The sequence below is a fragment of the Pseudomonas sp. M2 genome (assembly GCF_015751845.1).
In the GTDB taxonomy this organism is placed as follows: Bacteria; Pseudomonadota; Gammaproteobacteria; order Pseudomonadales; family Pseudomonadaceae; genus Aquipseudomonas; species Aquipseudomonas putida_E.
In genome coordinates, this window is sequence record NZ_JADOUD010000001.1 from 4034889 (window position 1) to 4060943 (window position 26055).

27 protein-coding genes are annotated in these 26055 nt (G+C 62.1%); all 27 read left to right on the top strand.

Features of this window, described 5'->3' with window-relative positions:
* The first annotated feature begins 146 nt into the window (after window positions 1–146).
* Complete coding sequence (locus IWW33_RS18810; RefSeq protein ID WP_012315533.1) at window positions 147–1001, top strand: flagellin domain-containing protein; 855 nt, start codon at window positions 147–149, stop codon at window positions 999–1001.
* Window positions 1002–1072: 71 nt separating this feature from the next.
* On the top strand, window positions 1073–1426 hold the full coding sequence (locus IWW33_RS18815; protein WP_119687544.1) for a flagellar protein FlaG: 354 nt from the start codon (window positions 1073–1075) through the stop codon (window positions 1424–1426).
* A gap of 82 nt (window positions 1427–1508) precedes the next feature.
* Window positions 1509–2924, top strand: coding sequence for a flagellar filament capping protein FliD (gene fliD / locus IWW33_RS18820; RefSeq protein WP_119687543.1), 1416 nt, complete (start codon window positions 1509–1511; stop codon window positions 2922–2924).
* Between the two features lie 201 nt (window positions 2925–3125).
* Complete coding sequence (fliS, locus tag IWW33_RS18825) at window positions 3126–3521, top strand: flagellar export chaperone FliS (protein ID WP_039603508.1); 396 nt, start codon at window positions 3126–3128, stop codon at window positions 3519–3521.
* Between the two features lie 13 nt (window positions 3522–3534).
* A complete protein-coding gene (locus IWW33_RS18830; protein WP_119687542.1) occupies window positions 3535–3831 on the top strand; it encodes a flagellar protein FliT in 297 nt (98 codons plus the stop codon).
* A 165-nt stretch (window positions 3832–3996) separates the two neighbouring features.
* Window positions 3997–5472: a transcriptional regulator FleQ gene (fleQ, locus tag IWW33_RS18835; protein ID WP_115274180.1), complete on the top strand. Its 1476-nt coding sequence runs from the start codon at window positions 3997–3999 to the stop codon at window positions 5470–5472.
* 234 nt (window positions 5473–5706) lie between these two features.
* Complete coding sequence (locus tag IWW33_RS18840) at window positions 5707–6924, top strand: ATP-binding protein (RefSeq protein ID WP_174142095.1); 1218 nt, start codon at window positions 5707–5709, stop codon at window positions 6922–6924.
* Window positions 6924–8300, top strand: coding sequence for a sigma-54 dependent transcriptional regulator (locus IWW33_RS18845; RefSeq protein WP_115275501.1), 1377 nt, complete (start codon window positions 6924–6926; stop codon window positions 8298–8300). Before IWW33_RS18840 ends, IWW33_RS18845 begins: the two co-directional genes overlap by 1 nt.
* Window positions 8301–8440: 140 nt before the next feature.
* The gene (gene fliE, locus IWW33_RS18850; protein ID WP_012315525.1) at window positions 8441–8773 is read left to right on the top strand and encodes a flagellar hook-basal body complex protein FliE; all 333 of its coding nucleotides are present in this window, start codon (window positions 8441–8443) and stop codon (window positions 8771–8773) included.
* A gap of 15 nt (window positions 8774–8788) precedes the next feature.
* Window positions 8789–10567: a flagellar basal-body MS-ring/collar protein FliF gene (fliF, locus tag IWW33_RS18855; RefSeq protein ID WP_115274182.1), complete on the top strand. Its 1779-nt coding sequence runs from the start codon at window positions 8789–8791 to the stop codon at window positions 10565–10567.
* Complete coding sequence (fliG, locus tag IWW33_RS18860) at window positions 10560–11579, top strand: flagellar motor switch protein FliG (RefSeq protein WP_012315523.1); 1020 nt, start codon at window positions 10560–10562, stop codon at window positions 11577–11579. Before fliF ends, fliG begins: the two co-directional genes overlap by 8 nt.
* A gap of 118 nt (window positions 11580–11697) precedes the next feature.
* Complete coding sequence (gene fliH / locus IWW33_RS18865; protein WP_012315522.1) at window positions 11698–12462, top strand: flagellar assembly protein FliH; 765 nt, start codon at window positions 11698–11700, stop codon at window positions 12460–12462.
* Entirely contained in the window at window positions 12452–13810 is a 1359-nt protein-coding gene (fliI, locus tag IWW33_RS18870) for a flagellar protein export ATPase FliI (protein ID WP_174142094.1), read from the top strand. Before fliH ends, fliI begins: the two co-directional genes overlap by 11 nt.
* A gap of 6 nt (window positions 13811–13816) precedes the next feature.
* Window positions 13817–14269, top strand: a complete 453-nt coding sequence (gene fliJ / locus IWW33_RS18875) for a flagellar export protein FliJ (RefSeq protein WP_119687540.1) — start codon at window positions 13817–13819, stop codon at window positions 14267–14269.
* A 77-nt stretch (window positions 14270–14346) separates the two neighbouring features.
* Window positions 14347–14652: an STAS domain-containing protein gene (locus IWW33_RS18880; RefSeq protein WP_012315519.1), complete on the top strand. Its 306-nt coding sequence runs from the start codon at window positions 14347–14349 to the stop codon at window positions 14650–14652.
* Window positions 14653–14657: 5 nt separating this feature from the next.
* Window positions 14658–16352 carry a fused response regulator/phosphatase gene (locus IWW33_RS18885; RefSeq protein ID WP_119687539.1) on the top strand — a complete coding sequence of 565 codons (1695 nt, stop codon included), beginning with the start codon at window positions 14658–14660 and terminating at the stop codon, window positions 16350–16352.
* Between the two features lie 48 nt (window positions 16353–16400).
* Window positions 16401–16748: an Hpt domain-containing protein gene (locus IWW33_RS18890; protein WP_174142093.1), complete on the top strand. Its 348-nt coding sequence runs from the start codon at window positions 16401–16403 to the stop codon at window positions 16746–16748.
* Window positions 16749–16820: 72 nt separating this feature from the next.
* Window positions 16821–18128: a flagellar hook-length control protein FliK gene (locus tag IWW33_RS18895; protein ID WP_174142092.1), complete on the top strand. Its 1308-nt coding sequence runs from the start codon at window positions 16821–16823 to the stop codon at window positions 18126–18128.
* 122 nt (window positions 18129–18250) lie between these two features.
* On the top strand, window positions 18251–18748 hold the full coding sequence (gene fliL / locus IWW33_RS18900; RefSeq protein ID WP_039601488.1) for a flagellar basal body-associated protein FliL: 498 nt from the start codon (window positions 18251–18253) through the stop codon (window positions 18746–18748).
* Between the two features lie 9 nt (window positions 18749–18757).
* A complete protein-coding gene (fliM, locus tag IWW33_RS18905) occupies window positions 18758–19726 on the top strand; it encodes a flagellar motor switch protein FliM (RefSeq protein ID WP_012315514.1) in 969 nt (322 codons plus the stop codon).
* 47 nt (window positions 19727–19773) lie between these two features.
* The gene (gene fliN, locus IWW33_RS18910) at window positions 19774–20238 is read left to right on the top strand and encodes a flagellar motor switch protein FliN (protein ID WP_012315513.1); all 465 of its coding nucleotides are present in this window, start codon (window positions 19774–19776) and stop codon (window positions 20236–20238) included.
* Entirely contained in the window at window positions 20239–20694 is a 456-nt protein-coding gene (gene fliO / locus IWW33_RS18915) for a flagellar biosynthetic protein FliO (RefSeq protein ID WP_046785348.1), read from the top strand.
* Window positions 20694–21461, top strand: a complete 768-nt coding sequence (fliP, locus tag IWW33_RS18920; RefSeq protein WP_012315511.1) for a flagellar type III secretion system pore protein FliP — start codon at window positions 20694–20696, stop codon at window positions 21459–21461. Before fliO ends, fliP begins: the two co-directional genes overlap by 1 nt.
* Window positions 21462–21482: 21 nt before the next feature.
* Window positions 21483–21752 carry a flagellar biosynthesis protein FliQ gene (gene fliQ / locus IWW33_RS18925; RefSeq protein ID WP_012315510.1) on the top strand — a complete coding sequence of 90 codons (270 nt, stop codon included), beginning with the start codon at window positions 21483–21485 and terminating at the stop codon, window positions 21750–21752.
* 7 nt (window positions 21753–21759) lie between these two features.
* Complete coding sequence (gene fliR, locus IWW33_RS18930; RefSeq protein WP_012315509.1) at window positions 21760–22536, top strand: flagellar biosynthetic protein FliR; 777 nt, start codon at window positions 21760–21762, stop codon at window positions 22534–22536.
* A 2-nt stretch (window positions 22537–22538) separates the two neighbouring features.
* Complete coding sequence (flhB, locus tag IWW33_RS18935) at window positions 22539–23681, top strand: flagellar biosynthesis protein FlhB (RefSeq protein WP_046785347.1); 1143 nt, start codon at window positions 22539–22541, stop codon at window positions 23679–23681.
* Window positions 23682–23922: 241 nt separating this feature from the next.
* The gene (gene flhA / locus IWW33_RS18940; protein WP_196914327.1) at window positions 23923–26052 is read left to right on the top strand and encodes a flagellar biosynthesis protein FlhA; all 2130 of its coding nucleotides are present in this window, start codon (window positions 23923–23925) and stop codon (window positions 26050–26052) included.
* Window positions 26053–26055: the final 3 nt, after the last annotated feature.

The following is a 26055-nucleotide window of genomic DNA, read 5'->3' on the forward strand; positions in this document are numbered from 1 at the left end:
GGGGTGGCGTGGTGATGGCATTTTTTTTTGGAAAAGCCCTAAAGCAACTTGCAAACCCGACGATAACCATTACGAAGGTTCTCTAGGCCACACCCGGCGGACGCCAGGGCCGGAAGCCGCAGTATCCATCCAACGAGGAATTCGTCATGGCTTTAACCGTAAACACCAACACCACTTCGCTGGGCGTGCAGAAGAACCTGAACAAAGCTTCCGACGCGCTGAGCACTTCGATGACTCGCCTGTCTTCCGGCCTGCGTATCAACAGCGCTAAAGACGATGCTGCTGGTCAGCAGATCGCCAACAAGCTGCAGACCATGGTTACCGGTACCACCGTTGCCATCAAGAACGCCAACGACGGTAACTCGATCACCCAGACCGCTGAAGGCGCGCTGTCGGAAATCACCAACATCCTGCAGCGTATGCGTGAACTGGCTCTGCAGGCACGTAACGACTCCAACGGCACCACTGAACGCGCTGCTCTGAACAAAGAATTCGCGGCCAAGTCCGACGAGATCACTCGTATCGCGACCTCCACCACCTTCGGTACCAGCAAGCAACTGCTGAACGGCACCGCTGGCACCATGGAGTTCCAGGTTGGCGCGATGACTGGTACCAGCCAGATCCTGAGCGTTTCGATGACTTCCTCGTTCGCTGCTTCGACCCTGGCTGTCGGCACTGGCACCCTGGCGATCTCGGGTACTTCCGACTCCGCCGTTCACACCTCCGTCGACGCCGCCATTACCGCGATCGACGCTGCTCTGCAGACCGTTGACACCAAGAAGTCGGACCTGGGTGCTATCCAGAACCGCTTCCAGTCGACCATCAACAACCTGCAAAGCATGAACGAAAACTCGGCTGCCGCCATGGGCCGAGTTCAGGACACCGACTTCGCCGCAGAAACCGCTCAGCTGACCAAGCAGCAGACCCTGCAGCAAGCTTCGACCTCTGTTCTGGCTCAGGCTAACCAGCTGCCATCCGCCGTACTGAAACTGCTTCAGTAATAGCGCGATGAAGTTCGGCGAGGGAGTGCTCATGCGCTCTCTCGCTTTTTACTTTTTAAAGGTGATGTGCGATGGACATAAGCGTCAAGTCAAGCCCGTCGTATCCGGTGTCGTCGCTGGTTGGCAACACCGAGCACAATACAGCTGCTGACAAGGTTTCAGGTCAGCTGCGCAAGACATTGCAGCAAGACGCTCCCAAGAGCGAGGCCGAGTTACAATCGGCCGTCAAGGAAATTCAAGATTTTGTCCAGTCGTTGCAGCGCAACCTGGAGTTTTCGGTGGATGATTCCACCGGCAGGTGGATCGTCAAGGTCGTTGCCCGCGATAGCGGTGAGGTGATCCGTCAGATCCCGTCGGAAACAGCGCTGGAGCTGGCCCGAAGCCTGCAAGATGTCAATAGTTTGCTCTTCGATGAGAAAGTCTGACAGCCGGCCGGTCATTTGAATTGTTGCACCGGCGCTGATCAGGCAACTCTGCGTTTGGGCGTTAACCAGAAAGGAGGATGTAATGGCAAGTCCAATTCTACCGAGTTTGGGGCTGGGTTCCGGTCTCGATACCTCGGCCATTGTGAAGGCCCTGGTTGATGCCGAAAAGACTCCCAAGCAGAGCCAGCTCGACCGCCGCACGTCGGCGAACACCGCATCGATTTCGGCGGTGGGTAGCCTCAAAAGTGCGTTGACCGCCTACAAGACGGCGCTGGAGAAGCTTAACGACAGTGCCAACCCTGCGTTTCTCGGGTCGACGGCAGCCTCCTCCAACGACAAATACGTCAAGGCCACGGCAGGCAGTGCGGCAGTCAACGGCAGCTATTCGATCCAGGTTACCCAGCTGGCCACGGCGTCGCGCGTAGCCAGTCAGCGTTTCACCGACAGCAGCTCGGTTGTTTCCGCCAGTGGTGGCACGTTGACCATCACCCAGAATAGCGTCGACTTCGATGTGACCATTCCGGCCAACGCTACGCTGCAGCAGGCGCGTGATGCGATCAACGCCCAGGCGAGCGGCAAGGGCTTCACCGCCAACATCGTTAACGACGGTACCGGTTCGCGGTTGGTGTTGAGCTCCGAAACCATGGGCGAAGGTTCGGACATCTCTACTTCGGGGATCGCTGACCTGACCATCGACCCGGCAACGCAGATGGCCGATGCGGGCGGTGCTGGCCGTATCGGCGAACTCGCAAAAGATGCCGAGTTCGATATCGATGGCATGAAGCTCACCAGCAAATCGAACAAGGTCGATAACGCGATCAGTGGCATGACGTTCGAACTGCTGTCCAAGACCGAAACGCTCAGCCCGGTCAGCGTCACCGTGGCTGCCAACACTGAGGGCCTGAAAAAGTCGGTGCAGTCGTTCGTCGATGCCTATAACGCGTTGGTGAATACGATAAACAGTGTGAGTGTGTCGACCAAGGCGGCAGACGGCAGCTGGAACACTCCGGCTCTGTCGGGTGACCCGGCAGTGCGCAGCATGCTGTCGGCCATGCGTAATGAACTGGTGGTCTCCGGTACCGGTGGTTCGGGGCAATTGACGGTACTTTCGCAGTTGGGGATCAATACCGCTCAGAGTAGCGGCCTGCTGGAGTTCGACAGCACCAAGTTCACCAAGGCGATCAATGATCAGAAGCTTGGTGGTGAGGTGCAGAACCTGTTCAATGGTGACGGCGGCCTGCTCGATCGCATGGTCAAGACCATGGAGCCGTTCTCTGCGTCCGGTGGTGTGCTGGATGAGCGCAACAAGTCGCTTGAGGTTGCCAAGAAAAGCCTGAGCATGGAGCAGAGCTCTCTGGATGCCCGCATCAAGGACCTGGAAGCGTCGCTGACCAAGAAGTACAACACCATGGACACCCTGGTTGGGCAGCTCAATGCTCAGCGCGACAGCGTCGTTTCCATTTTTGAAGCAATGGCAGCGCAACAGAAGAACTCCTGATCTGCCTGAGGCTTCATGGCAAGGTCGCGGCGTCACACTGTATGGCGCCGCGCGCGTGTTACGATGTAGGCACGGTAAACAAACGCCAAAAGCCCGACGAAGCGTGACGCTTGGTCGGGCTTTTTTGTATTCTCCCTAAAGTTTTTTGACGCCGCGCCGATAGCCCGGTCATACAGCAACCCCGTGGTGACGAGGTACCCCATGAATCCAATGTTAGCCCTTCGGCAGTACCAGAAGATTGGCGCCCAGGCGCAGACCTCTGAAGCGAGCCCGCATCGTTTGGTGCAAATGCTGATGGAGGGTGGCCTGGACCGCATTGCCCAGGCCAGTGGCGCGATGCAGCGCAAGGACATCGCCGGCAAGGGCATCGCGATAGGCAAGGCTATTGGCATCATTGGCGGCCTGCGCGAAGGTCTGGACCGTGACAACATGACTGACGAGCTCAATCGTCTCGACAGCCTTTACCTGTACATGACTCGTCGTCTGAGTGAGGCCAATATCCAGAACGATCCGGCGATCCTGGACGAGGTCAGGGACTTGCTGAGCACTGTCAAGGAAGGCTGGGACGCGATCGGCCCACAGTCGATGGTCCCCTGAGCCGGGAGGTTTTATGAGCAAGGTGATCGAGGGTATCGAGCGGACTCGCAGCGAGTTGCTTGCCGCATTGGCCAGCCGTGACTGGGATGCGGTAGGTGAGCTTGACCTGAAGTGTCGTCTTTGTGTCGAGGACGTTCTGGCTGAGGCGCTCAGCAATGAAGACGCGGTACGCTCGAGCCTTGAGGGCCTGCTAGCGGTCTACGGGAAGTTAATTGAAGTTGCAAGCGGTGAGCGTCAATCGATAGTCGACGAGATGGTGCAAATCCGTCAGGCGAAAAACGCCGCTAAGGTATACCATCTGTTCACTTGACCACAGATGTCCTAAAAGCCATGCGCCATTAATTTGACTGCATGCTTTTTTTTGACTTTACTAGTGGCTGTTTTCGAATTTCAGACGTCCGAACACTGACCATTCAGTCTGAATGATGTCGAGCACGCCCTCGGGCGCCGATATGACTAGGGAAGTTGCTATTGCATGTGGCGTGAAACCAAGATTCTCCTGATCGATGACGACAGCGCCCGCCGCCGCGATCTGGCGGTGGTTCTGAACTTCCTCGGCGAAGAAAACCTGCCCTGCTCCAGCCTGGATTGGCAGCAGGTGGTGGGGGCATTGTCTTCCAGCCGTGAAGTGCTCTGCGTGCTCATCGGAACCGTGAATGCTCCAGGCAATGTGCTTGGGTTGCTTAAGACAGTGGCCGGGTGGGATGAGTTCCTTCCGGTATTGCTGATCGGCGAAATTTCTTCTGCGGATTTCCCCGAAGAGCTTCGCCGTCGCGTGCTGGCCAACCTTGAGATGCCGCCCAGCTACAGCCAGCTGCTCGACTCCCTGCACCGTGCCCAGGTCTATCGCGAGATGTACGACCAGGCCCGTGAGCGTGGCCGTCAGCGCGAGCCCAACCTGTTCCGCAGCCTGGTGGGCACCAGCCGCGCCATCCAGCATGTTCGGCAGATGATGCAGCAGGTCGCCGATACCGACGCCAGCGTGCTCATTCTTGGTGAGTCCGGTACTGGCAAGGAGGTGGTCGCGCGCAACCTGCATTACCACTCCAAGCGCCGCGAAGCGCCGTTCGTGCCGGTCAATTGCGGGGCGATCCCGGCCGAATTGCTGGAAAGCGAACTGTTCGGCCACGAGAAGGGTGCTTTCACGGGCGCCATCACCAGCCGTGCCGGGCGTTTCGAACTGGCCAATGGCGGTACGCTGTTCCTTGACGAGATCGGCGACATGCCGCTGCCGATGCAGGTCAAACTGCTGCGTGTGCTGCAGGAGCGTACCTTCGAGCGGGTGGGCAGCAACAAGACCCAGAGCATTGACGTGCGCATCATCGCCGCGACCCACAAGAACCTCGAGACCATGATCGAGGGTGGGACCTTCCGCGAAGACCTGTACTACCGCCTCAACGTGTTCCCGATCGAGATGGCGCCGTTGCGTGAGCGTGTGGAAGACATTCCGCTGCTGATGAACGAGCTGATTTCGCGCATGGAGCATGAGAAGCGCGGCTCGATACGCTTCAATTCTGCATCGATCATGTCGCTGTGCCGGCATGGCTGGCCGGGCAACGTGCGCGAGCTGGCCAACCTGGTCGAGCGCATGGCGATCATGCACCCGTACGGCGTGATTGGCGTGTCGGAGCTGCCGAAGAAATTCCGCTACATCGACGATGAAGACGAGCAGTTGGTCGACAGCCTGCGCAGCGACCTCGAAGAGCGCGTGGCGATCAACGGCCACGCGCCGAGCTTTGCCAACCATGCCATGCTGCCGCCTGAGGGCCTGGACCTGAAGGATTACCTGGGCAGCCTGGAGCAGGGGCTGATCCAGCAGGCGCTGGACGACGCCAACGGTATCGTGGCGCGGGCGGCTGAACGTTTGCGTATTCGGCGTACCACCTTGGTGGAGAAGATGCGCAAGTACGGCATGAGCCGCCAGGGCGGTGAGGAGCAGGCTGAAGATTGACTTCGCCTGTACCGCCACAATCGCCGGCAAGCCCACATGGATTTGCGCCGGCTTTAAGAAATTTTGCTTGCACAGGTAAAGCGCAAACCTGAAGAGCAGCGCGGTCGTGGTGGGAGCCGGCTTGCCGGCGATAGGGCCCGAGCAGGCAGCACAAACCCCCATCCCCGGCACGGCTATTGCTACACCGCTGGCATCACACCGTTTTTATGACGGTCAGCCACGCGAGAGAGCACGATGCCCCAGGCCGCCCATGTTTCCCGAGTCCCTGATCCGCAGGGGCCTACCCCCGTCGAACAGGAGAGTCGACAGGGGCTTGAGCAGGCGTTCGCCCTGTTCGACCAGGTCTCCACCCAGCTCAACCAGTCCTACAGCATGCTCGAGGCCCGCGTCAGCGAACTCAAAGGCGAGTTGGCGGTGGTCGGCGCCCAGCGCATGGCCGAGCTGAACGAGAAAGAGCGCCTGGCCAATCGCTTGCAGAACCTGCTGGCCCTGCTGCCCGGCGGGGTGATCGTCATCGATGACCAGGGCCTGGTGCGCGAAGCCAATCCGGCGGCCTGTGAACTGTTGGGTGAACCCTTGCTCGGCCAGTTGTGGCGCCAGGTGATCGCCCGCAGCTTCGCCCCGCGCAAGGATGACGGGCATGAGGTGTCACTGCGCGATGGCCGTCGCCTGTCCATTGCCACGCGTTCGCTGGATGCCGAGCCAGGCCAACTGGTGCTGCTCAATGACCTGACCGAAACCCGTCGCCTGCAAGACCAGTTGGCACGCCATGAGCGCCTGTCGTCGCTGGGGCGCATGGTTGCTTCGCTGGCCCATCAGATACGCACGCCGCTGTCGGCAGCCATGCTCTATGCCAGCCACCTGGCGCAAGACGAGCGTGAGCTTGCGCCACAGACCCGCCGGCGTTTCGCCGGAAGCCTCAAGGAACGTCTGCACGAATTGGAGCACCAGGTGCGCGACATGCTGGTGTTCGCCCGCGGCGAGCTGCCACTGGGTGACCGGTTGAGCCCAAAGGGCCTGTTCCAGGCCTTGCAGCAGGCTGCCCAGCCTCATGTCCAGGGCCATGCCGTGCGTTGGCAGTGCGACAGCCACCTGGGTGAGTTGCTGTGCAATCGCGACACCCTGGTCGGTGCCATGCTCAACCTGATCGAGAATGCCCTGCAGGCAAGCGTTGGCGCTGCGCGGCTCAAAGTGCACCTGTATCGGCGCGCGCACACCCTGCACCTGTGCGTCAGCGATGCCGGCAGCGGCATCGATGCCGACCTGTTGGGTCGGCTGGGTGAGCCGTTCCTGACCACCAAAGCTACCGGCACCGGGCTCGGCTTGGCGGTGGTCATGGCCGTGGTGCGGGCGCACCACGGCAAGTTGCAGCTGCGCTCCAGGGTAGGGCGTGGCACCTGCGTCAGGGTGGAGTTGCCGTTGATCGGCGGGCAGCCTGCGGAGGTCGCATGATGCTCATCAAGGTGCTGCTGGTCGAGGATGACCGCGCGTTGCGCCAGGCGCTTGGCGATACCCTGGAGATCGGCGGTTTTGCCTATCGCGCTGTCGGCAGCGCGGAAGAAGCGCTGGAGGCGGTGCAGGGCGACGCGTACAGCCTGGTCATCAGTGACGTGAACATGCCGGGGATGGATGGGCATCAGTTGCTGGCGCACCTGCGCCGCCAGTACCCGCAATTGCCGGTGCTGCTGATGACCGCTCACGCTGCCGTGGAGCGCGCTGTCGAGGCGATGCGCCAGGGCGCTGTGGATTACCTGGTCAAACCCTTCGAGCCCAAGGCGCTGCTGAGCCTGGTCGAGCGTCATGCCGCCGGGCGCCTGAGTGCGGTCGAGGACGAAGGGCCGGTGGCCAGCGAGCCTGCCAGCCGCCAATTGCTGGAGCTTGCTGCACGTGTGGCCCGCAGCGATTCGACCGTACTCATCTCGGGTGAGTCGGGCACCGGCAAGGAAGTGCTTGCGCGGTACATTCACCAACAGTCGCCGCGTGCAGCGCAGCCATTTGTCGCGATCAACTGCGCGGCCATCCCGGACAACATGCTCGAGGCGACCTTGTTCGGTCACGAGAAAGGAGCCTTCACCGGCGCCATTGCGGCGCAGGCCGGCAAATTCGAGCAGGCCGAGGGTGGCACCTTGCTGCTCGACGAGATTTCCGAAATGCCTCTGGGCCTGCAGGCCAAGCTGTTGCGTGTCTTGCAGGAACGTGAGGTCGAGCGGGTAGGGGGGCGCAAGCCGATTGCCCTGGACATCCGCGTGCTGGCAACCAGCAATCGCGACATGGCCGGTGAAGTGGCGGCCGGGCGGTTCCGCGAAGACCTGTTCTATCGCCTGTCGGTGTTCCCGTTGGCCTGGCAGCCGCTGCGTGAGCGTGCCGGTGACATCCTGCCGCTGGCCGAGCGCTTGCTGGCGCGGCATGTGGCGAAGATGAAGCATGCGCCGGTGCGCCTGTCTGCTGCGGCGCAGGCCTGCCTGCAGGCCCATGCCTGGCCAGGCAATGTGCGTGAGCTGGACAACGCTTTGCAGCGGGCGCTGATCCTGCAGCAGGGCGGGGTGATCGAGGCGGCGGATTTTTGTCTGGCCGGCGCCATTCCCTTGTCGGCGGTTGCACCAGCCGCGGCGTTGCCCGTGGCGGTCGAGCCGGCAGGTGAGGCCGGTGGCCTGGGCGATGACATGCGCCGCCATGAGTTCCAGATGATCATCGACACCTTGCGCGCCGAGCGCGGTCGCCGCAAGGAGGCTGCCGAGCGGCTTGGCATCAGCCCGCGTACCCTGCGCTACAAGCTGGCACAAATGCGCGATGCCGGGCTCGACGTGGAAGCCAGCCTGTACGGGTGAGCTACAAGCTACAAGCAAGCGCAAGAGCACCGCAGCCTGGCTTGAAGCTTGAAGCTTTCAAAGGCTGGCACTGTTGTTGCTTAGAGAGGCTATCCGCCGCATGAGTGTCAAAAAAATGCGGCCGCCGGAGAGAGAAGTTCATGAGCCAAGGTGTTGAATTCAATCGTCTGATGCTGGACATGCGTGCCATGCAGGCCGATGCCATGTCGCTGCCAAAAGCCACTGCTGCCCCCGAATTGGCAGAAGGCCAGAGCAGCTTCGCTGACATGCTCGGCCAGGCCATCGGCAAAGTGCACCAGACCCAGCAGGCGTCGACCCAGCTCGCCAATGCTTTCGAGATCGGCAAGAGTGGTGTCGACCTGACCGACGTGATGATCGCCTCGCAGAAAGCCAGCGTTTCCATGCAAGCGCTGACCCAGGTACGCAACAAGCTGGTCCAGGCGTACCAGGACATCATGCAGATGCCGGTTTGAGGACGGAAGTAAGTCATGGCTGAAGCAGTCGTCGATAACGCCCCCGCCAAAAGTGGCCCGCCAGCGTCCAAACCGCCGCTGTTCGGCATGGCGTTTCTGGAAAACATCTCGCAGATGCCCATGCTGCGTCAGGTCGGCCTGCTGGTCGGGTTGGCGGCGAGCGTGGCGATCGGCTTCGCCGTGGTGCTGTGGTCGCAACAGCCGGACTACCGCCCGCTGTATGGCAGCCTGGCGGGCATGGACACCAAGCAGGTCATGGATACCCTGGCCGCTGCAGACATCCCCTACAATGTCGAGCCCAATTCCGGTGCTCTGCTGGTCAAGGCCGACGACCTCTCCCGTGCGCGCCTGAAACTGGCAGCCGCCGGCGTTGCGCCAAGCGACGGCAATGTTGGCTTCGAACTGCTCGACAAAGAGCAGGGCCTGGGTACCAGCCAGTTCATGGAAGCTACCCGTTACCGTCGCAGCCTGGAAGGCGAGTTGGCCCGTACGGTCTCCAGCCTGAACAACGTCAAGGCGGCGCGCGTGCACCTGGCGATTCCGAAAAGCTCGGTGTTCGTGCGCGATGAGCGCAAGCCAAGCGCCTCGGTCCTGGTCGAACTGTACCCGGGCCGTTCGCTGGAAGCCGGCCAGGTGATGGCGATCGTCAACCTGGTCGCCACCAGCGTGCCCGAGCTGGACAAGTCGCAGGTCACCGTGGTCGACCAGAAGGGCAACCTGCTCTCCGACCAGTTGCAGGACACGGCGTTGACCATGGCTGGCAAGCAGTTCGACTACAGCCGCCGCATGGAAGGCATGCTCACCCAGCGTGTGCACAACATCCTGCAACCCGTCTTGGGTAACGACCGTTACAAGGCCGAGGTGTCGGCCGACCTTGACTTCAGTGCGGTGGAGTCCACTTCCGAGCAGTTCAACCCGGACCAGCCGGCGCTGCGCAGCGAGCAGTCGGTCAACGAGCAGCGCGCCAGCAGTTCGGGGCCGCAAGGTGTGCCGGGCGCGCTGAGCAACCAGCCGCCGGCAGGTGCCGCAGCGCCTGAAAACGCCACCGCCGCAGCCCCTGCTGCCGGTGCCATCCAGCCTGGCCAGCCGCTGGTGGATGCCAATGGCCAGCAGATCATGGACCCGGCCACCGGCCAGCCAATGCTCGCGCCATACCCGGCCGACAAGCGTCTGCAGACCACCAAGAACTTCGAACTGGACCGCTCGATCAGCCACACCCGCCAGCAGCAGGGTCGCCTGACCCGTCTGTCGGTGGCGGTAGTGGTCGATGACCAGGTCAAGGTCGACGCCGCCGGCGAGACCACCCGCGCGCCGTGGGGCGCCGAAGACCTGGCGCGCTTCACCCGCCTGGTACAGGACGCCGTTGGCTTCGATGCCAGCCGTGGCGACAGCGTGACGGTGATCAACGTGCCGTTCGCCGCCGACCGGGGCGAAGAAATCGCCGACATCGCGTTTTACCAGCAGCCTTGGTTCTGGGACATCGTCAAGCAGGTGATGGGCGTGGTGTTCATCCTGGTACTGGTGTTCGGCGTGCTGCGCCCGGTACTCAACAACATCACTGGCGGCGGCAAGCAGGCTGCTGCAACGGACAGCGACATGGAGCTGGGCGGCATGATCGGTCTGGATGGCGAACTGGCCAACGACCGCGTCAGCCTGGGTGGCCCGACAAGCATTCTGTTGCCAAGCCCGAGCGAGGGTTACGAGGCACAGCTCAACGCAATCAAAGGCCTGGTGGCCGAAGACCCGGGCCGTGTCGCCCAGGTCGTGAAAGAGTGGATCAACGCCGATGAGTGATAACCGAGCCGTTACCGCCAAGCTGAGCCGCACCGACAAGGCGGCAATCCTTTTGCTCTCGCTGGGTGAGACCGATGCCGCCCAGGTACTGCGGCACATGGGCCCCAAAGAAGTGCAGCGGGTCGGTGTGGCCATGGCTCAGATGGGCAACGTGCACCGCGAGCAGGTCCAGCAGGTGATGAGCGAGTTCGTCGAGATCGTCGGCGACCAGACCAGCCTGGGCGTAGGTTCCGACGGTTATATCCGCAAGATGCTCAACCAGGCCCTGGGCGAGGACAAGGCCAACGGCCTGATCGACCGCATCCTGCTGGGCGGCAACACCAGCGGCCTGGACAGCCTCAAGTGGATGGAGCCACGGGCGGTGGCGGATGTGATCCGCTTCGAGCACCCGCAGATTCAGGCCATCGTGGTCGCCTACCTCGACCCCGATCAGGCTGGCGAAGTGCTGAGCAACTTCGACCACAAGGTGCGCCTGGACATCATCCTGCGCGTGTCGTCGCTCAACACCGTTCAGCCTGCCGCGCTCAAGGAACTGAACCAGATTCTCGAGAAGCAGTTCTCGGGGAACTCCAATGCCGCACGCACCACCCTGGGTGGCATCAAGCGCGCCGCCGACATCATGAACTTCCTCGACAGCTCTGTGGAAGGTGCGCTGATGGACTCGATCCGCGAGGTCGACAACGACCTGTCGGAGCAGATCGAAGACCTGATGTTCGTCTTCAACAACCTGGCCGATGTCGACGACCGCGGCATCCAGGCGCTGCTGCGCGAAGTGTCCTCCGATGTGCTGGTGGTGTCGCTCAAAGGTGCCGACGAGCGCGTCAAGGACAAGATTTTCAAGAACATGTCCAAGCGTGCTTCGGAACTGCTGCGCGACGACCTCGAGGCCAAGGGCCCGGTGCGCGTCAGCGACGTGGAAACGGCGCAGAAGGAAATCCTCACCATTGCCCGACGCATGGCCGAGGCCGGCGAGATCGTGCTGGGCGGCAAGGGCGCCGAGGAAATGATTTAAGCGGCAAGCCACAAGCTGCAAGCTACAAGGGAAAGCCAGACGCTGCACAGCCTGCTTCTTCTTGCAGCTTGCAGCTAACAGCTTGCAGCTCATCCCGCTTTCAACACCAGGCATGCCAATGTCCAGCAAAGAAACTCACCCCAGCGACCTGATTCGTGCACGTGACCTGGAAGGCGTCGATGTGTGGGCACTGCCCAGCTTCGACCCTGAGCCGGAACCGGAGCCGGAACCGGAACCCGAAATCATCGAGGAAGAGGTCGAGGAAGTGCCGCTGGAGGAAGTCCAGCCCCTGACCCTTGAAGAGCTCGAAGCGATCCGGCAGGAGGCCTACAACGAAGGTTTCGCCACCGGCGAGCGTGAGGGTTTTCACAGCACCCAGTTGAAGGTGCGACAGGAGGCCGAGGAGGCGCTCAATGCCCGGCTGGCTGACCTGGAACAACTGATGGCACACCTGCTCGAGCCTATCGCCGAACAGGACACACAGATCGAGAAGACCCTCGTTCACCTGGTGGCGCACATGGCGCGCCAGGTGATCGGTCGCGAACTGCGCAGCGACTCCAGTCAGATCACCCAAGTACTGCGTGAAGCGTTGAAGCTGCTGCCCATGGGTGCGGACAATATCCGCATTCACCTCAATCCTCAGGATTTCGAGCTGGCCAAGGCCCTGCGCGAACGCCATGAGGAGAGCTGGAAGCTGCTTGAGGATGACGCCCTGTTACCCGGGGGGTGCCGCATCGAGACCGCGCACAGCCGCATCGACGCGACCATGGAAACCCGTATCGAAAAGGCCGTGGCCCAGCTGTTCGACCAGTTGCACGACCAGTCCCTGCACCCGGCGGCGCCGGATGTATCGATCGAGTTGGGCGCCAACGATGCGCCTTGACCGCACCAGCTTCGGCAAACGCCTGGGTGGCTACGCCGAGACGATCAAGCTGCCCGTGCAGCCGGTGGTCGAAGGCCGCCTGCTGCGCATGGTCGGCCTTACCCTGGAGGCCGAGGGGCTGCGCGCCGCAGTGGGCGCACGCTGCCTGGTGATCAATGACGACTCGTACCACCCGGTGCAGGTCGAAGCCGAAGTCATGGGCTTTGCTGGCAGCAAGATCTTCCTCATGCCGGTCGGCAGCATCGCCGGTATCGCGCCCGGGGCGCGGGTGGTGCCACTGGACGACAGCGGCCGTTTGCCCATGGGCATGAGTATGCTCGGCCGGGTGCTCGATGGCGCCGGTCGCGCCCTGGACGGCAAGGGCGGGATGAAGGCCGAGGATTGGGTGCCGATGGACGGCCCGATCATCAACCCGCTCAACCGCGACCCTATCAGCCAGCCACTGGACGTGGGCATTCGCAGCATCAACGGCCTGCTCACCGTCGGCCGGGGCCAGCGCCTGGGACTGTTCGCCGGTACCGGTGTCGGTAAGTCGGTGTTGCTCGGCATGATGACTCGCTTCACCGAAGCCGAAATCATCGTGGTCGGCCTGATTGGCGAACGGGGCCGCGAGGTGAAGGAGTTCATCGAGCATATTCTGGGTGAAGAGGGGCTCAAGCGATCGGTGGTGGTCGCATCCCCGGCCGATGACGCGCCGTTGATGCGTTTGCGCGCGGCTATGTATTGCACGCGCATTGCCGAGTACTTCCGCGACAAAGGCAAGAACGTCCTGCTGCTGATGGATTCGCTGACCCGTTTTGCCCAGGCCCAGCGTGAAATTGCCTTGGCAATCGGCGAACCGCCAGCGACTCGTGGCTATCCGCCATCGGTGTTCGCGAAACTCCCCAAACTGGTAGAGCGCGCCGGTAACGGTGAGCCGGGTGGTGGTTCGATCACGGCCTTCTATACCGTATTGTCCGAAGGTGACGACCAGCAGGATCCGATCGCCGACTCGGCGCGGGGCGTGCTCGATGGCCACTTCGTCTTGTCCCGGCGGCTGGCCGAAGAAGGCCACTACCCTGCTATCGACATCGAAGCCTCGATCAGCCGGGTGATGCCCCAGGTGGTCGATGCCAATCATCTGCGCCAGGCGCAAAAATTCAAGCAGCTGTGGTCGCGCCTGTCGCAAAGCCGCGACCTGATCAGTGTCGGCGCTTATGTGCCAGGCGGCGATCCTGAAACCGACCTGGCCATTGCCCTGCAGCCAAAACTGGTGGACTTCCTGCGCCAAGGGCTGGACGAAAATGTCGGCATGGACCAGAGCCGACAGCAGTTGGGGGCGATCTTCACGCCTCCGGCGAACGGTTGATAGGCCATGAGTACGCCAAGCCGTGCCGCGCGCCTGGCGCCAGTGGTGCAGATGGCCGAGGAGGCCGAACGCAAGGCAGCCCAGCGGCTGGGGCACTTTCAGCAGTTGGTGGCTCAGGCCCAGGCCAAGCTGGCCGAACTCGAGTCGTTTCGTGAGGGCTACCAGGCGCAATGGATCGACCGCGGTGGCCAAGGCGTCAATGGCAGTTGGCTGGTCAACTACCAGCGCTTTCTGGGGCAGCTTGAAACGGCCATGACCCAGCAGCGCCAGAGCCTGACATGGCACCAGAGCAACCTGAAGAACGCCAGGGGCACCTGGCAGCAAGCCTATGCCCGGGTAGAGGGCCTGCGCAAACTGGTGCAGCGTTACCTGGAAGAGGCGCGGCGGGCCGAGGACAAACGCGAGCAGCGCTTGCTGGATGAATTATCACAGCGGTTGCCAAGGCAAGGCCACATCTAGCTTGCAGCTTGCAGCTCTGCCCCCCGCCTGCTAAACCTTGAACTGTTGCATTCGCCATCATCGAAGGAATCGCTAGCATGGCAGTCGAGACTGATTTTTCGCAGGACGAGAAAAAGCTGACGATCAAGATCAAAGGCCGCTTCGATTTCGGTAAGCATCAGGAGTTTCGCGATGCCTACGAGCGCCAGCCCAAGCGCCCGGACTCGGTGGTGGTCGACCTCAAAGACACCACTTACCTGGACAGCTCCGCCCTCGGCATGTTGCTGCTGCTGCGTGATCACGCCGGTGGCGATGAATCGGACGTGCGCGTGGTGCATGCCAGTTCAGATGTGCGCAAGATCCTTGCCATCTCCAATTTCGACAAACTGTTCGCTATCAGTTGAGCGTCATGACGCCGGCCGAACAGCCGTTGACTGTGCTGGTGGCCGAAGACGGGGCCACGGATAGGCTGTTGCTGGCCCAGATCGTCCGGCGCCAGGGGCATCACGTGTATACCGCCGAAAACGGCCAGCAGGCCGTTGAGCTGTTTGCCGAAAAGCGCCCGCAGCTGGTTCTGCTCGATGCCCTGATGCCGGTCATGGACGGTTTCGAAGCTGCGCGGCAGATCAAGGCATTGGCCGGCGAGGCCCTGGTACCGATCATCTTTCTTACCTCGCTCAACGAGGAAGAGGCCTTGGTGCGCTGCCTGGAGGCCGGTGGTGACGACTTCATGGCCAAGCCCTACAGTGCGGTGATCCTTGGTGCCAAGATCCGCGCCATGGATCGCCTGCGCAGGTTGCAGGCCACGGTGCTGGAGCAGCGTGACCTGATCACCCGGCATCACCATCACCTGCTCAACGAGCAGCGGGTGGCCAAGGCAGTGTTCGACAAGGTTGCCCATTCTGGCTGCATCACGGCGCCGAACATTCGGTACCTGCAGTCGCCTTACGCGTTATTCAACGGCGACTTGCTGCTGGCCGCGTTCACTCCATCCGGCGACATGCATGTGCTGCTGGGTGACTTTACCGGGCATGGGCTACCCGCCGCAGTCGGTGCCATGCCCCTGGCAGAAGTGTTCTACGGCATGACTGCCAAGGGCTACGGCCTGGCGCAGATGCTGCGCGAGATGAATGCCAAGCTCAAGCGCATCCTGCCGGTAGACATGTTCTGTTGCGCACAGCTCCTCAGCCTGAGCGTGCAGCGCGGCTCGGTGGAGGTCTGGAACGGTGGCATGCCGGATGGTTACCGGCTGTCGGCCGGCGGCGAGGTGCTTTCCATGCTGGGTTCGCGCCACCTTCCGCTGGGCATCCTGGCGCCGGAGCGCTTCGATGACAGTACCGAGGTGTTGCCGCTGGCGCCGGGGGAGCGGCTGCTACTGCTGTCCGATGGCGTTGTGGATACAGCCGACGAAGCGCAGACGTTGTTCGGTGTCGAGCGCTTGCGCGCGGTGCTGGCGGCCAATCGTGACCCGGCGCGGCTTTTCGACGAGGTGATGGAGGCGCTGGAGCGCTTCGGCGGGTGCCCCAGAGATGACATCAGCCTGTGCGATATCCGCATGTTCACTGCGCAGGAGCGGGTGCCGGCCCCAACCATCTATTCTGATAGTGGGCGCTCCAGCCCGCTGGACTGGTCGCTGGGCTTCGAGTTGCGCGGTGAGAGCCTCAAACGTTTCAACCCGGTGCCGTACCTTGTGCAGTTGCTGCAGGAAATCCACGGTTTGCGGCCCCGCACCGGCGCCCTGCACAGCGTGCTAAGCGAGCTGTATTCCAATGCGCTGGAGCACGGTGTGCTGGGCCTGGATTCGCGGCTCAAGCGCGATGTGCATGGGTTTGCCGACTATTATCAGGAACGCACCCGCAGGCTCGGTGTGTTGACCGAGGGCAGCGTGCGCATCGATCTGAAGGTGGAACCGATGGCTGCAGGCGGTCGTCTGATGATCGAAGTTCGTGACAGTGGTGCTGGGTTCGATGTGCAGCGGGTGCTGGCGCTTCCTTCCCGTGAGCATGGATTGAGTGGTCGAGGGTTGCACCTGGTACGGCGCCTTGGTAGTAGTGCCGGGTGGCGGGACGGTGGCCGTTGCGCATGGGTGCAGTTCGATTGGTGAGCTGTTTGGCGCTTGAGGCATAATTCTGCTTGATCAAGGAGTGAGCAAGTGACTGACATGCATATTGATCACAGGGTGCTCAGTGAGCTGCAGGAGGTCATGGAAGATGGCTACCTGCAACTGCTGGAAACCTTTCTGGAAGATTCCGGGCGGCGTCTTGACGAACTTCATGGCGCCAGGAACGCCGATGAGTTGTGCGTGGCTGCGCACAGTTTCAAGGGCAGCAGCAGCAACATGGGTGCGGTCGGGCTGGCGCAGCTTTGCCATCAGTTGGAGGAGCGGGTCAAGCAGCGCTCGCTGCATGGCATAGAAGAGCTGATCAACCGCATCGACCAGGAGTATCTTGAGGTGCAGCGTTTCTATCAGGGCGAGCGCAAGCGGGTTTCCGCAGGCTGATCGGCCAGTTGGCTCGACTTTTGCCTGTATGTGCCTGAACGATACCTTTGTTTCTGGCGCGGAGACCCTTCAATGCCTGTCGCACCTAATCCTTTGTTGCAAACCAGTACGCTGAGCAAGCCGTCGCGTGCAGGTGCCTCGCAGGTGGACAAGCCGCTGCAGGCCTCGGGCGGGCAGGGCAGCGGCTTCGATCAGGTCATGGCCAAGCAGGGCAATGACAAAGCGCCGGTACGCGATGACAAGGTTGCCCAGGCCAAGCCCAAAGACAAACCCGAGGTCGCCCACGGCGGCAAGAAAGAGGCGGCCGACAAACCGGCGGTTGCCGATGACGGCAATAAGTTGCCAGCTGACGATCAGGCGCAAGCCGGTGCCGATAGTGCGCCTGGCAGTGAATCGACCTCGCTGGACGCCAGCCTGGTGGCGGGCCAGGTGACCGATGCGCAGCCGGGGGCGCAGTTGCTGCAAGCCCAGGCTGAAGCCGTGGCGCCGGTGCTTCAGGCAGCGGTCCAGTTACCGCAAGCCCCGACAACCGAAGAGCTGCCCGAGGACCCGGCAGCGCAGGCCTTCGACCCTGATGCCGACCCATTGGCCAACTTGCCGACCCTGCGCCTGGCGCTGGAGCAAACTGCCCAGGCCAAGGGCACGACCTCGGCCCACGCCGCCGATCCTTCCCAGGCCGGCGCCGAGGATGGTCAGCCAGCCGTCAATCCCTTGGCGACCTTGATGGACAAGGTCGAGGCTGAGGCAGGGCAATCGGAGAGCGGGGACAAGGCGTTTGGTGCGTTGCTCGAAGATGGCCTCAAAGACACCAAGAGCGCCTCCAGCGACACCCGAATCGACGATTTCGCCAACCGCTTGGCGAGCCTGACCCAGGCTGCCACGGCCAAGACGGCCAATGCCGTGCCGGTGACCGGCAATCCGCTGCACCAGCCGTTGCCGATGAACCAGAACGCCTGGGCCGAAGGTTTGGTCAACCGCGTCATGTACCTGTCCAGCCAGAACCTGAAGTCGGCGGACATCCAGTTGGAGCCGGCCGAGCTTGGCCGCCTGGATATCCGCGTCAACGTGGCGGCCGACCAGGCCACCCAGGTGACCTTCATCAGCGGCCACGCGGGCGTGCGTGATGCGCTGGACAGCCAGGTGCATCGCCTGCGCGAGCTGTTTGCCCAGCAGGGGCTGGCGCAGCCGGACGTCAACGTGGCTGACCAGTCGCGCGGGCAGCAACAGCAAGCCCAGCAGGACGGTTCACAGCTGTCCGGCGTTGCCGCACGGCGGGCGCAGGATGGCGGTGGTACCGAGCAGGGTGAGCTTGCCGATGCCTCACGGCCGGTGGAGCAGCAGGTGGTCGTTGGCGACAGTGCGGTCGATTTCTACGCGTGAGTTGCTGATGGCCCTTTCGCAGGCGATAGGGCCGGTACAGGCAAAAATTCCCAATCTGGCATAACACTTGCTCAAGCCACGTCATCCTCATTTGAAACCCCGATGGACGACGGATTATTGGCATGGCGAAGAGCGACGCAGTGAAAGACCCCGCCACTAAAGGCAAACTCAAGCTGATCCTGCTGTTGGTGCTGGCCCTTCTGCTGGCGGTCGGCCTGTCGGTAGGCGCGACCTGGTTCTTCATGCACAAGAGCGAGTCGGCACCCGCGGCCGACCCGGCAGCGGCCAACGTCAAGCCGGCGGCGATCTACGAGCCCCTGGCGCCGGCCTTCGTGGTCAACTTCAACCAGAACGGCCGCCAGCGCTACATGCAGGTGAGCATCACCCTGCAGGGCCGCAACCAGGCCGACCTTGATGCCCTCAAGGTGCATATGCCGGTGATCCGCAACAACCTGGTGATGATGTTCTCCGGGCAGGGCTTCGACACCTTGGCCGCCAGCTCCGTGGGCCAGGAAATGCTGCGCCAGAAAGCCACCGCAGTGGTTCAGGAAGTGGCGCAAAAGGAAGTCGGCAAGCCGGTGATAGACCAGCTGCTGTTCACCAATTTCGTATTGCAGTAGGAGTCCGCAATGGCCGTACAGGACCTGCTGTCCCAGGATGAGATCGACGCCCTGTTGCATGGCGTCGATGATGGGCTGGTACAGACCGAGAGCGCTGCCGAGCCTGGCAGCATCAAAAGCTACGACCTGACCAGCCAGGATCGGATCGTGCGGGGGCGCATGCCGACCCTCGAAATGATCAACGAACGTTTCGCCCGCTACACCCGTATCAGCATGTTCAACCTCCTGCGCCGCTCCGCCGACGTGGCGGTTGGGGGTGTGCAGGTGATGAAGTTCGGTGAGTACGTGCATTCGCTGTACGTGCCGACAAGTCTCAACCTGGTCAAGATCAAGCCGCTGCGCGGCACTTCGCTGTTCATTCTGGATGCCAAGCTGGTGTTCAAACTGGTGGACAACTTCTTCGGTGGTGACGGTCGTCACGCCAAGATCGAAGGCCGCGAGTTCACCCCCACTGAGCTGCGGGTTGTGCGCATGGTGCTGGACCAGTGCTTCATCGACCTCAAGGAAGCCTGGCAGGCGATCATGCCGGTCAACTTCGAGTACATGAACTCCGAAGTCAACCCGGCCATGGCCAACATCGTCGGGCCGAGCGAAGCAGTGGTGGTGTCGACCTTCCATATCGAACTGGACGGTGGCGGCGGCGACCTGCACGTGACCATGCCCTACTCGATGATCGAGCCGGTGCGCGAAATGCTCGATGCCGGTTTCCAGTCCGACCTGGACGACCAGGACGAGCGCTGGGTGAAGGCCCTGCGCGAAGACGTGCTGGACGTTTCCGTACCGCTCAGTGCCACGGTTGCCCGCCGCCAACTCAAATTGCGCGATGTGCTGCACATGCAGCCGGGTGACGTGATCCCGGTGGAGCTGCCGGAGCACCTTGTGCTGCGTGCCAATGGCGTACCGTCGTTCAAGGCGCGCCTGGGTTCGCACAAGGGCAACCTGGCGCTGCAGATCATCGACCCGATCGAACGCCGCTGACGGCGTGCCGGTCGCTCACTACGAATTGAATGCCTGTCGAGGACATCATGGCTAACGAAAACGAGATCACCTCCCCGGAAGACCAGGCCCTGGCCGATGAATGGGCGGCGGCGCTGGAAGAAACCGGTGATGCCGGCCAGGCTGACATCGATGCGCTGCTCGGTGGCGACGGCGGTAGCGCCGGTGCCGGCCGGTTGCCGATGGAAGAGTTCGCAAGCTCGCCACGGCCGAAAGAAAACGTCAGCCTGGAAGGCCCGAACCTGGACGTGATCCTGGACATTCCGGTGAACATCTCCATGGAAGTGGGCAGCACCGAAATCAACATCCGCAACCTGCTGCAGCTCAACCAGGGCTCGGTGATCGAGCTCGACCGCCTGGCCGGCGAGCCGCTGGATGTACTGGTCAACGGCACTTTGATCGCCCATGGCGAAGTGGTTGTGGTCAACGAGAAGTTCGGCATCCGCCTGACTGACGTGATCAGCCCCAGCGAACGTATCAAGAAGCTGCGCTGAGTGAAGGGCACGATACGGGCCGTCACGGCCCTTGCCGCGCTGCTCGCCAGCGAAGTGGTGATCGCCGCTGCCGCGCCGGCCGTGGTGGCCACGCCGCCAGCTGCGGCGCCCGGCAGCCTGGGTGGGCAGCTGGCGCAAATGGTGCTGGGCTTGCTGCTGGTGGTGGGCCTGATCTTCTTCCTGGCCTGGTTGCTGCGCCGTATGCAGGGCGCGGCACCCAAAGGTGGCCAGGTGATCGAAGTGATCGGCAGCCGCGCCATCGGCCCGCGTGACCGGCTGTTGCTGGTGCAGGTCGGCAAGGAGCAGATCCTCATCGGCCATACCCCGGGCAGCATCGAGGCCTTGCATGTGCTGGCCGAGCCCGTGGAAGTACCTGCCAGCGCCCGCCAGGCGACGCCGGAGTTTGCCCAGCGCCTTATGGAGCTGATGGGCAAGGATCATAAGGACAAGAAGTGATGAGCGGCGCGCTACGTACCCTGTCGGGCCTGTTGTTGATGCTGGCGCTGCTGTTGGCCGCGCCGCTGGCCTTGGCCGCCGACCCGCTGTCGATCCCGGCCATTACCTTGTCCAACGGCCCGGACGGGCAGCAGGAATACTCGGTCAGCCTGCAGATCCTGTTGATCATGACGGCGCTGAGTTTCATACCTGCGTTCGTCATCCTGATGACCAGCTTCACCCGAATCATCATCGTGTTCTCGATCCTGCGCCAGGCCCTGGGCTTGCAGCAGACACCGTCGAACCAGGTGCTGACCGGCATGGCGCTGTTCCTGACGATGTTCATCATGGCCCCGGTGTTCGACCGGGTGAACCAGGATGCACTGCAGCCGTACCTTAAGGAGCAGATGACCGCCCAGCAGGCGATCGACAAGGCCCAGGGGCCGCTCAAGGACTTCATGCTGGCGCAGACCCGGCAGAGCGACCTTGACCTGTTCATGCGCCTGTCCAAGCGCACCGATATCGCCGGGCCTGATCAGGTACCTTTGACCATCCTGGTGCCAGCGTTCGTCACCTCGGAGCTCAAGACGGCGTTCCAGATCGGTTTCATGATCTTCATTCCGTTCCTGATCATCGACATGGTGGTCGCCAGCGTGCTGATGGCCATGGGTATGATGATGCTGTCGCCGTTGATCATCTCGCTGCCGTTCAAGATCATGCTGTTCGTTCTGGTCGATGGCTGGGCGCTGATCATGGGCACCCTGGCCGGCAGTTTCGGCGGCGTCTGACGCCGTCAAGGAGAGCCTTGCATGACCCCTGAAGTTGCCGTCGACCTGTTCCGCGACGCCCTGTGGCTGACCACGCTGATGGTGGCCATCCTGGTGGTGCCGAGCCTGCTGGTCGGCCTGGTGGTGGCGATGTTCCAGGCCGCCACGCAGATCAACGAACAGACCCTGAGCTTCCTGCCGCGCCTGCTGGTGATGCTGGTGACACTGATCGTCGCCGGGCCGTGGCTTACGCAGAAGTTCATGGAATACATCACGGGCCTGTACACCAGCATCCCGCAGCTGATCGGTTGAGGCGGCCATGCTGGAGCTGACCGACGCACAGATCGGCACCTGGGTCGCCACCTTCATCCTGCCGCTGTTCCGGGTGACCGCGGTGCTGATGACCATGCCTATCTTCGGTACCCGCATGCTGCCGGCGCGCATACGCCTGTACGCGGCCGTGGCCATTACCGTGGTGATCGTGCCAGCGTTACCGCCGTTGCCTGAATTCGACCCGCTGAGCTTGCGCGGCCTGTTGTTGTGCGGTGAGCAGATCATCGTCGGGGCGTTGTTCGGTTTTTCGTTGCAGTTGCTGTTCCAGGCGTTCGTCATCGCCGGGCAGATCATCGCGATACAGATGGGTATGGCCTTCGCATCGATGGTCGACCCGGCCAACGGCGTAAACGTGGCGGTGGTCAGCCAGTTCATGACCATGCTGGTGAGCGTGCTGTTCCTGGTGATGAACGGCCATCTGGTCGTGTTCGAGGTGCTGACCGAAAGCTTTACCACCTTGCCGGTGGGCAACGCGCTGGTGGTCAACCACTTCTGGGAGATGGCTGGGCGCCTTAGCTGGGTATTTGGTGCCGGTCTGCTACTGATCCTGCCGGCAATCGCCGCGCTACTGGTGGTGAACATCGCCTTTGGCGTGATGACCCGCGCCGCGCCGCAGTTGAACATCTTCTCTATCGGTTTCCCGCTGACACTGGTGCTGGGTATGGGCATCTTCTGGGTGGGCCTGGCCGATGTTCTTTCCCACTACCAGGCATTGGCCAGCGAAGCGCTGCAATGGCTGCGTGAACTGGCGAGGGCGCGCTGAGCATGGCTGAGAGCGAGAGTGGTCAGGACAAGACAGAAGACCCCACCGACAAGCGCAAGCGCGACGCACGCGAAAAAGGTGAGATCGCCCGGTCCAAGGAGCTGAACACGGTGGCGGTGACCCTGGCGGGTGCCGGCGGTTTGCTGGCGTTCGGTGGGCACCTGGCCGAGACGCTGCTGGAAATGATGCGCCTCAACTTCAGCCTGACCCGTGAAGTGATCGTCGACGAGGGTGCCATGGGCGCCTTCTTGCTGGCCTCGGGCAAGATGGCGATCTGGGCAGTGCAGCCGGTGCTGATCTTGCTGTTCGTGGTGGCATTCATTGCGCCCATCGCGTTGGGCGGCTTTCTGTTCTCCGGCAGCCTGCTGCAGCCAAAATTCAGCCGCATGAACCCGCTGGCGGGGATCAAGCGCATGTTCTCTATGAATGCCCTGACCGAGCTGCTCAAGGCCGTTGCCAAGTTCGTCGTCATCCTGGTGGTGGCGTTGGTGGTGCTGGCCAACGACCGCCAGGCGTTGCTGGCGATCGCCAACGAGCCGCTGGACCAGGCGATCATCCATAGCGTCCAGGTGGTGGGGTGGAGTGCATTGTGGATGTCGGCGGGGCTGTTGCTGATTGCCGCAGCAGACGTGCCGTTCCAGCTTTGGCAGACGCACAAGAAGCTGAAGATGACCAAGCAGGAGGTCAAGGACGAGTACAAGGACAGCGAAGGCAAGCCTGAGGTCAAGCAACGGATTCGCCAGTTGCAGCGCGAGGTGTCGCAGCGGCGCATGATGGCTGCCGTACCCGATGCGGATGTGATCATCACCAACCCGACCCACTATGCCGTGGCGCTGCAGTATGACCCCGAGAAGGGTGGGGTGGCACCGCTGCTGCTGGCCAAGGGTACGGATTTCATTGCCTTGAAAATTCGCGAGATCGGGGTCGAGCACAAGGTGCAGATTCTAGAGTCGCCTGCGCTGGCGCGTGCGATCTACTACTCCACCGAAGTCGAGCAGGAGATTCCCGCAGGGTTGTACCTCGCGGTGGCGCAGGTGCTGGCGTATGTGTTCCAGATCCGTCAGTACCGGTCCGGCAAGGGCAAGCGGCCGGAGCCGTTGAAGGAAGATTTGCCGATACCGCCGGATTTGCGGCGTGATGGTTGAGGTATACAGGTAATTGGCCTCTTTTTTGTAGGAGCGGCCTTGCGTCGCGAAGGGGCTGCGATGAGTCCCCTGGTTGTCAGCGGCGCTGCATGAATTGCCGGGGCTGCGATGCAGCCCTTTCGCGACGCAAGGCCGCTCCTACAGGCAAATAAAAGTGACCTGAGCAAAGTTGGAAAGCTTCTTGCAAAGCCACGCCCAAGCGCCCCTTGGGCGTCAAAGTTTTGCTTGAAGAGGGCTCTCGGTGGATCGCAGTCAGTTAATCAACAACGCACGCCACAACCTGGCCGGCCTGGGCCGGGGCAACCTGGGTGTGCCGCTGTTGCTGCTGGTGATGTTGGCAATGATGATGTTGCCGATACCGCCGTTCCTGCTCGACGTGTTCTTCACCTTCAACATCGCGCTGTCGATCGTGGTCCTGCTGGTCTGCGTGTATGCCTTGCGGCCACTTGATTTTGCCGCCTTCCCCACCATTTTGCTGGTCGCGACGCTGCTGCGACTGGCGTTGAACGTCGCCTCCACGCGCGTGGTCATGCTCCATGGTCAGGAGGGCCATGGTGCCGCAGGCCAAGTGATCCAGGCTTTCGGTGATGTGGTGATCGGCGGCAACTATGTGGTCGGTGCGGTGGTGTTCGCCATCCTCATGATCATCAACTTCGTGGTGGTCACCAAGGGTGCCGGGCGCATCTCTGAAGTGAGCGCGCGTTTCACCCTCGACGCCATGCCCGGCAAGCAGATGGCGATCGACGCCGACCTCAACGCCGGCCTCATCGATCAGGCCCAGGCCAAGGGGCGGCGCGCTGAGGTCGCCCAGGAGGCCGAGTTCTACGGTTCGATGGACGGTGCCAGCAAATTCGTGCGCGGTGACGCCATCGCCGGCCTGTTGATCCTGTTCATCAACCTCATCGGCGGCATGCTCATTGGCATGCTCCAGTACAACATGTCCTTCAGCGAGGCCGGCAAGGTCTACGCGCTGCTGACCATCGGTGACGGTTTGGTGGCGCAATTGCCATCACTGCTGCTGTCTACCGCTGCTGCGATCATGGTGACCCGTGCCTCCGGCTCCGAGGACATGGGCAAGCTGATCAACCGGCAGATGTTCGATTCGCCCAAAGCGCTGGCGGTGTCTGCAGGCTTGATGATCGTCATGGGCCTGGTGCCAGGCATGCCGCACTTCGCTTTCATCAGCCTTGGGCTGTTGGCCGGCGGTGGTGCCTATCTGGTGTGGAAGAAGCAGCAGAAGGCCAAGCTCGCCGCGCAGCAAGAGGTGCAACGCCAGCAGGACCTGTTGCCGTCGCCGCAACGGGCGATGGAAACCAAGGAGCTTGGCTGGGATGACGTGACGCCGATCGACATGATCGGCCTGGAGGTCGGCTACCGCCTGATCCCGCTGGTCGATCGCAACCAGGGTGGGCAGTTGCTGGCCCGGATCAAGGGGGTGCGCAAAAAGCTCTCCCAGGACCTGGGCTTCCTCATGCCCACCGTGCACATCCGCGACAACCTCGACCTGCAGCCCAGCGCCTACCGCCTGACGCTGATGGGCGTGATTCTGGCCGAGGCCGAGATCTACCCGGACCGCGAGCTTGCCATCAACCCGGGGCAGGTATTCGGCACCCTCAACGGTATCGCCGCCCGTGACCCGGCCTTCGGCCTGGAAGCGGTCTGGATCGATATTGGCCAGCGCGCCCAGGCGCAGTCGCTGGGCTACACCGTGGTCGACGCCAGTACCGTGGTTGCCACGCACCTCAACCAGATCCTGCAGAAGCACTGCCATGAACTGATCGGCCACGAGGAAGTGCAGCAACTGCTGCAGGTGCTGGCCAAGGCTTCGCCTAAACTTGCCGAAGAGCTGGTGCCTGGTGTCATTTCCTTGTCGGGGCTGCTCAAGGTCCTGCAGGCACTGCTCGCCGAGCAGGTGCCGGTGCGTGACATCCGCAGCATTGCCGAGGCCATCGCCAATAATGCCGGCAAGAGTCAAGATACCGCCGCGCTGGTGGCGGCAGTGCGCGTCGGATTGTGTCGCGCCATCGTGCAAAGCATTGTCGGCGTTGAGTCCGAGCTGCCTGTGATCACTCTTGAGCCAAGGTTGGAACAGATTTTGCTCAATAGTCTGCAAAGGGCCGGGCAAGGTCAGGAAGACGGTGTTCTTCTGGAGCCGAGCATGGCCGAAAAGCTGCAGCGTTCGTTGATCGAAGCGGCCCAGCGTCAGGAGATGCAGGGCCAGCCGGCCATCCTTCTGGTTGCCGGCCCGATCCGAGCCATGCTGTCGCGCTTCGGCCGCCTGGCTGTACCGAATTTGCATGTTCTGGCGTATCAGGAAATACCGGATAACAAGCAAGTCACCATCGTTGCCACCGTGGGCCCCAACGGCTGAGGT

Coding starts and splice junctions, on each gene's coding strand:
- fliR (WP_012315509.1), top strand. CDS start 21,760: ATGCTGGAGCTGACCGACGCACAGATCGGCACCTGGGTCGCCACCTTC.
- IWW33_RS18845 (WP_115275501.1), top strand. CDS start 6,924: ATGCTCATCAAGGTGCTGCTGGTCGAGGATGACCGCGCGTTGCGCCAG.
- IWW33_RS18815 (WP_119687544.1), top strand. CDS start 1,073: ATGGACATAAGCGTCAAGTCAAGCCCGTCGTATCCGGTGTCGTCGCTG.
- fliI (WP_174142094.1), top strand. CDS start 12,452: ATGCGCCTTGACCGCACCAGCTTCGGCAAACGCCTGGGTGGCTACGCC.
- IWW33_RS18810 (WP_012315533.1), top strand. CDS start 147: ATGGCTTTAACCGTAAACACCAACACCACTTCGCTGGGCGTGCAGAAG.
- IWW33_RS18830 (WP_119687542.1), top strand. CDS start 3,535: ATGAGCAAGGTGATCGAGGGTATCGAGCGGACTCGCAGCGAGTTGCTT.
- fliJ (WP_119687540.1), top strand. CDS start 13,817: ATGAGTACGCCAAGCCGTGCCGCGCGCCTGGCGCCAGTGGTGCAGATG.
- IWW33_RS18840 (WP_174142095.1), top strand. CDS start 5,707: ATGCCCCAGGCCGCCCATGTTTCCCGAGTCCCTGATCCGCAGGGGCCT.
- fliG (WP_012315523.1), top strand. CDS start 10,560: ATGAGTGATAACCGAGCCGTTACCGCCAAGCTGAGCCGCACCGACAAG.
- fliE (WP_012315525.1), top strand. CDS start 8,441: ATGAGCCAAGGTGTTGAATTCAATCGTCTGATGCTGGACATGCGTGCC.
- IWW33_RS18895 (WP_174142092.1), top strand. CDS start 16,821: ATGCCTGTCGCACCTAATCCTTTGTTGCAAACCAGTACGCTGAGCAAG.
- flhB (WP_046785347.1), top strand. CDS start 22,539: ATGGCTGAGAGCGAGAGTGGTCAGGACAAGACAGAAGACCCCACCGAC.
- fleQ (WP_115274180.1), top strand. CDS start 3,997: ATGTGGCGTGAAACCAAGATTCTCCTGATCGATGACGACAGCGCCCGC.
- fliP (WP_012315511.1), top strand. CDS start 20,694: ATGAGCGGCGCGCTACGTACCCTGTCGGGCCTGTTGTTGATGCTGGCG.
- fliF (WP_115274182.1), top strand. CDS start 8,789: ATGGCTGAAGCAGTCGTCGATAACGCCCCCGCCAAAAGTGGCCCGCCA.
- fliQ (WP_012315510.1), top strand. CDS start 21,483: ATGACCCCTGAAGTTGCCGTCGACCTGTTCCGCGACGCCCTGTGGCTG.
- IWW33_RS18880 (WP_012315519.1), top strand. CDS start 14,347: ATGGCAGTCGAGACTGATTTTTCGCAGGACGAGAAAAAGCTGACGATC.
- fliL (WP_039601488.1), top strand. CDS start 18,251: ATGGCGAAGAGCGACGCAGTGAAAGACCCCGCCACTAAAGGCAAACTC.
- fliM (WP_012315514.1), top strand. CDS start 18,758: ATGGCCGTACAGGACCTGCTGTCCCAGGATGAGATCGACGCCCTGTTG.
- fliS (WP_039603508.1), top strand. CDS start 3,126: ATGAATCCAATGTTAGCCCTTCGGCAGTACCAGAAGATTGGCGCCCAG.
- IWW33_RS18885 (WP_119687539.1), top strand. CDS start 14,658: ATGACGCCGGCCGAACAGCCGTTGACTGTGCTGGTGGCCGAAGACGGG.
- fliH (WP_012315522.1), top strand. CDS start 11,698: ATGTCCAGCAAAGAAACTCACCCCAGCGACCTGATTCGTGCACGTGAC.
- fliN (WP_012315513.1), top strand. CDS start 19,774: ATGGCTAACGAAAACGAGATCACCTCCCCGGAAGACCAGGCCCTGGCC.
- fliD (WP_119687543.1), top strand. CDS start 1,509: ATGGCAAGTCCAATTCTACCGAGTTTGGGGCTGGGTTCCGGTCTCGAT.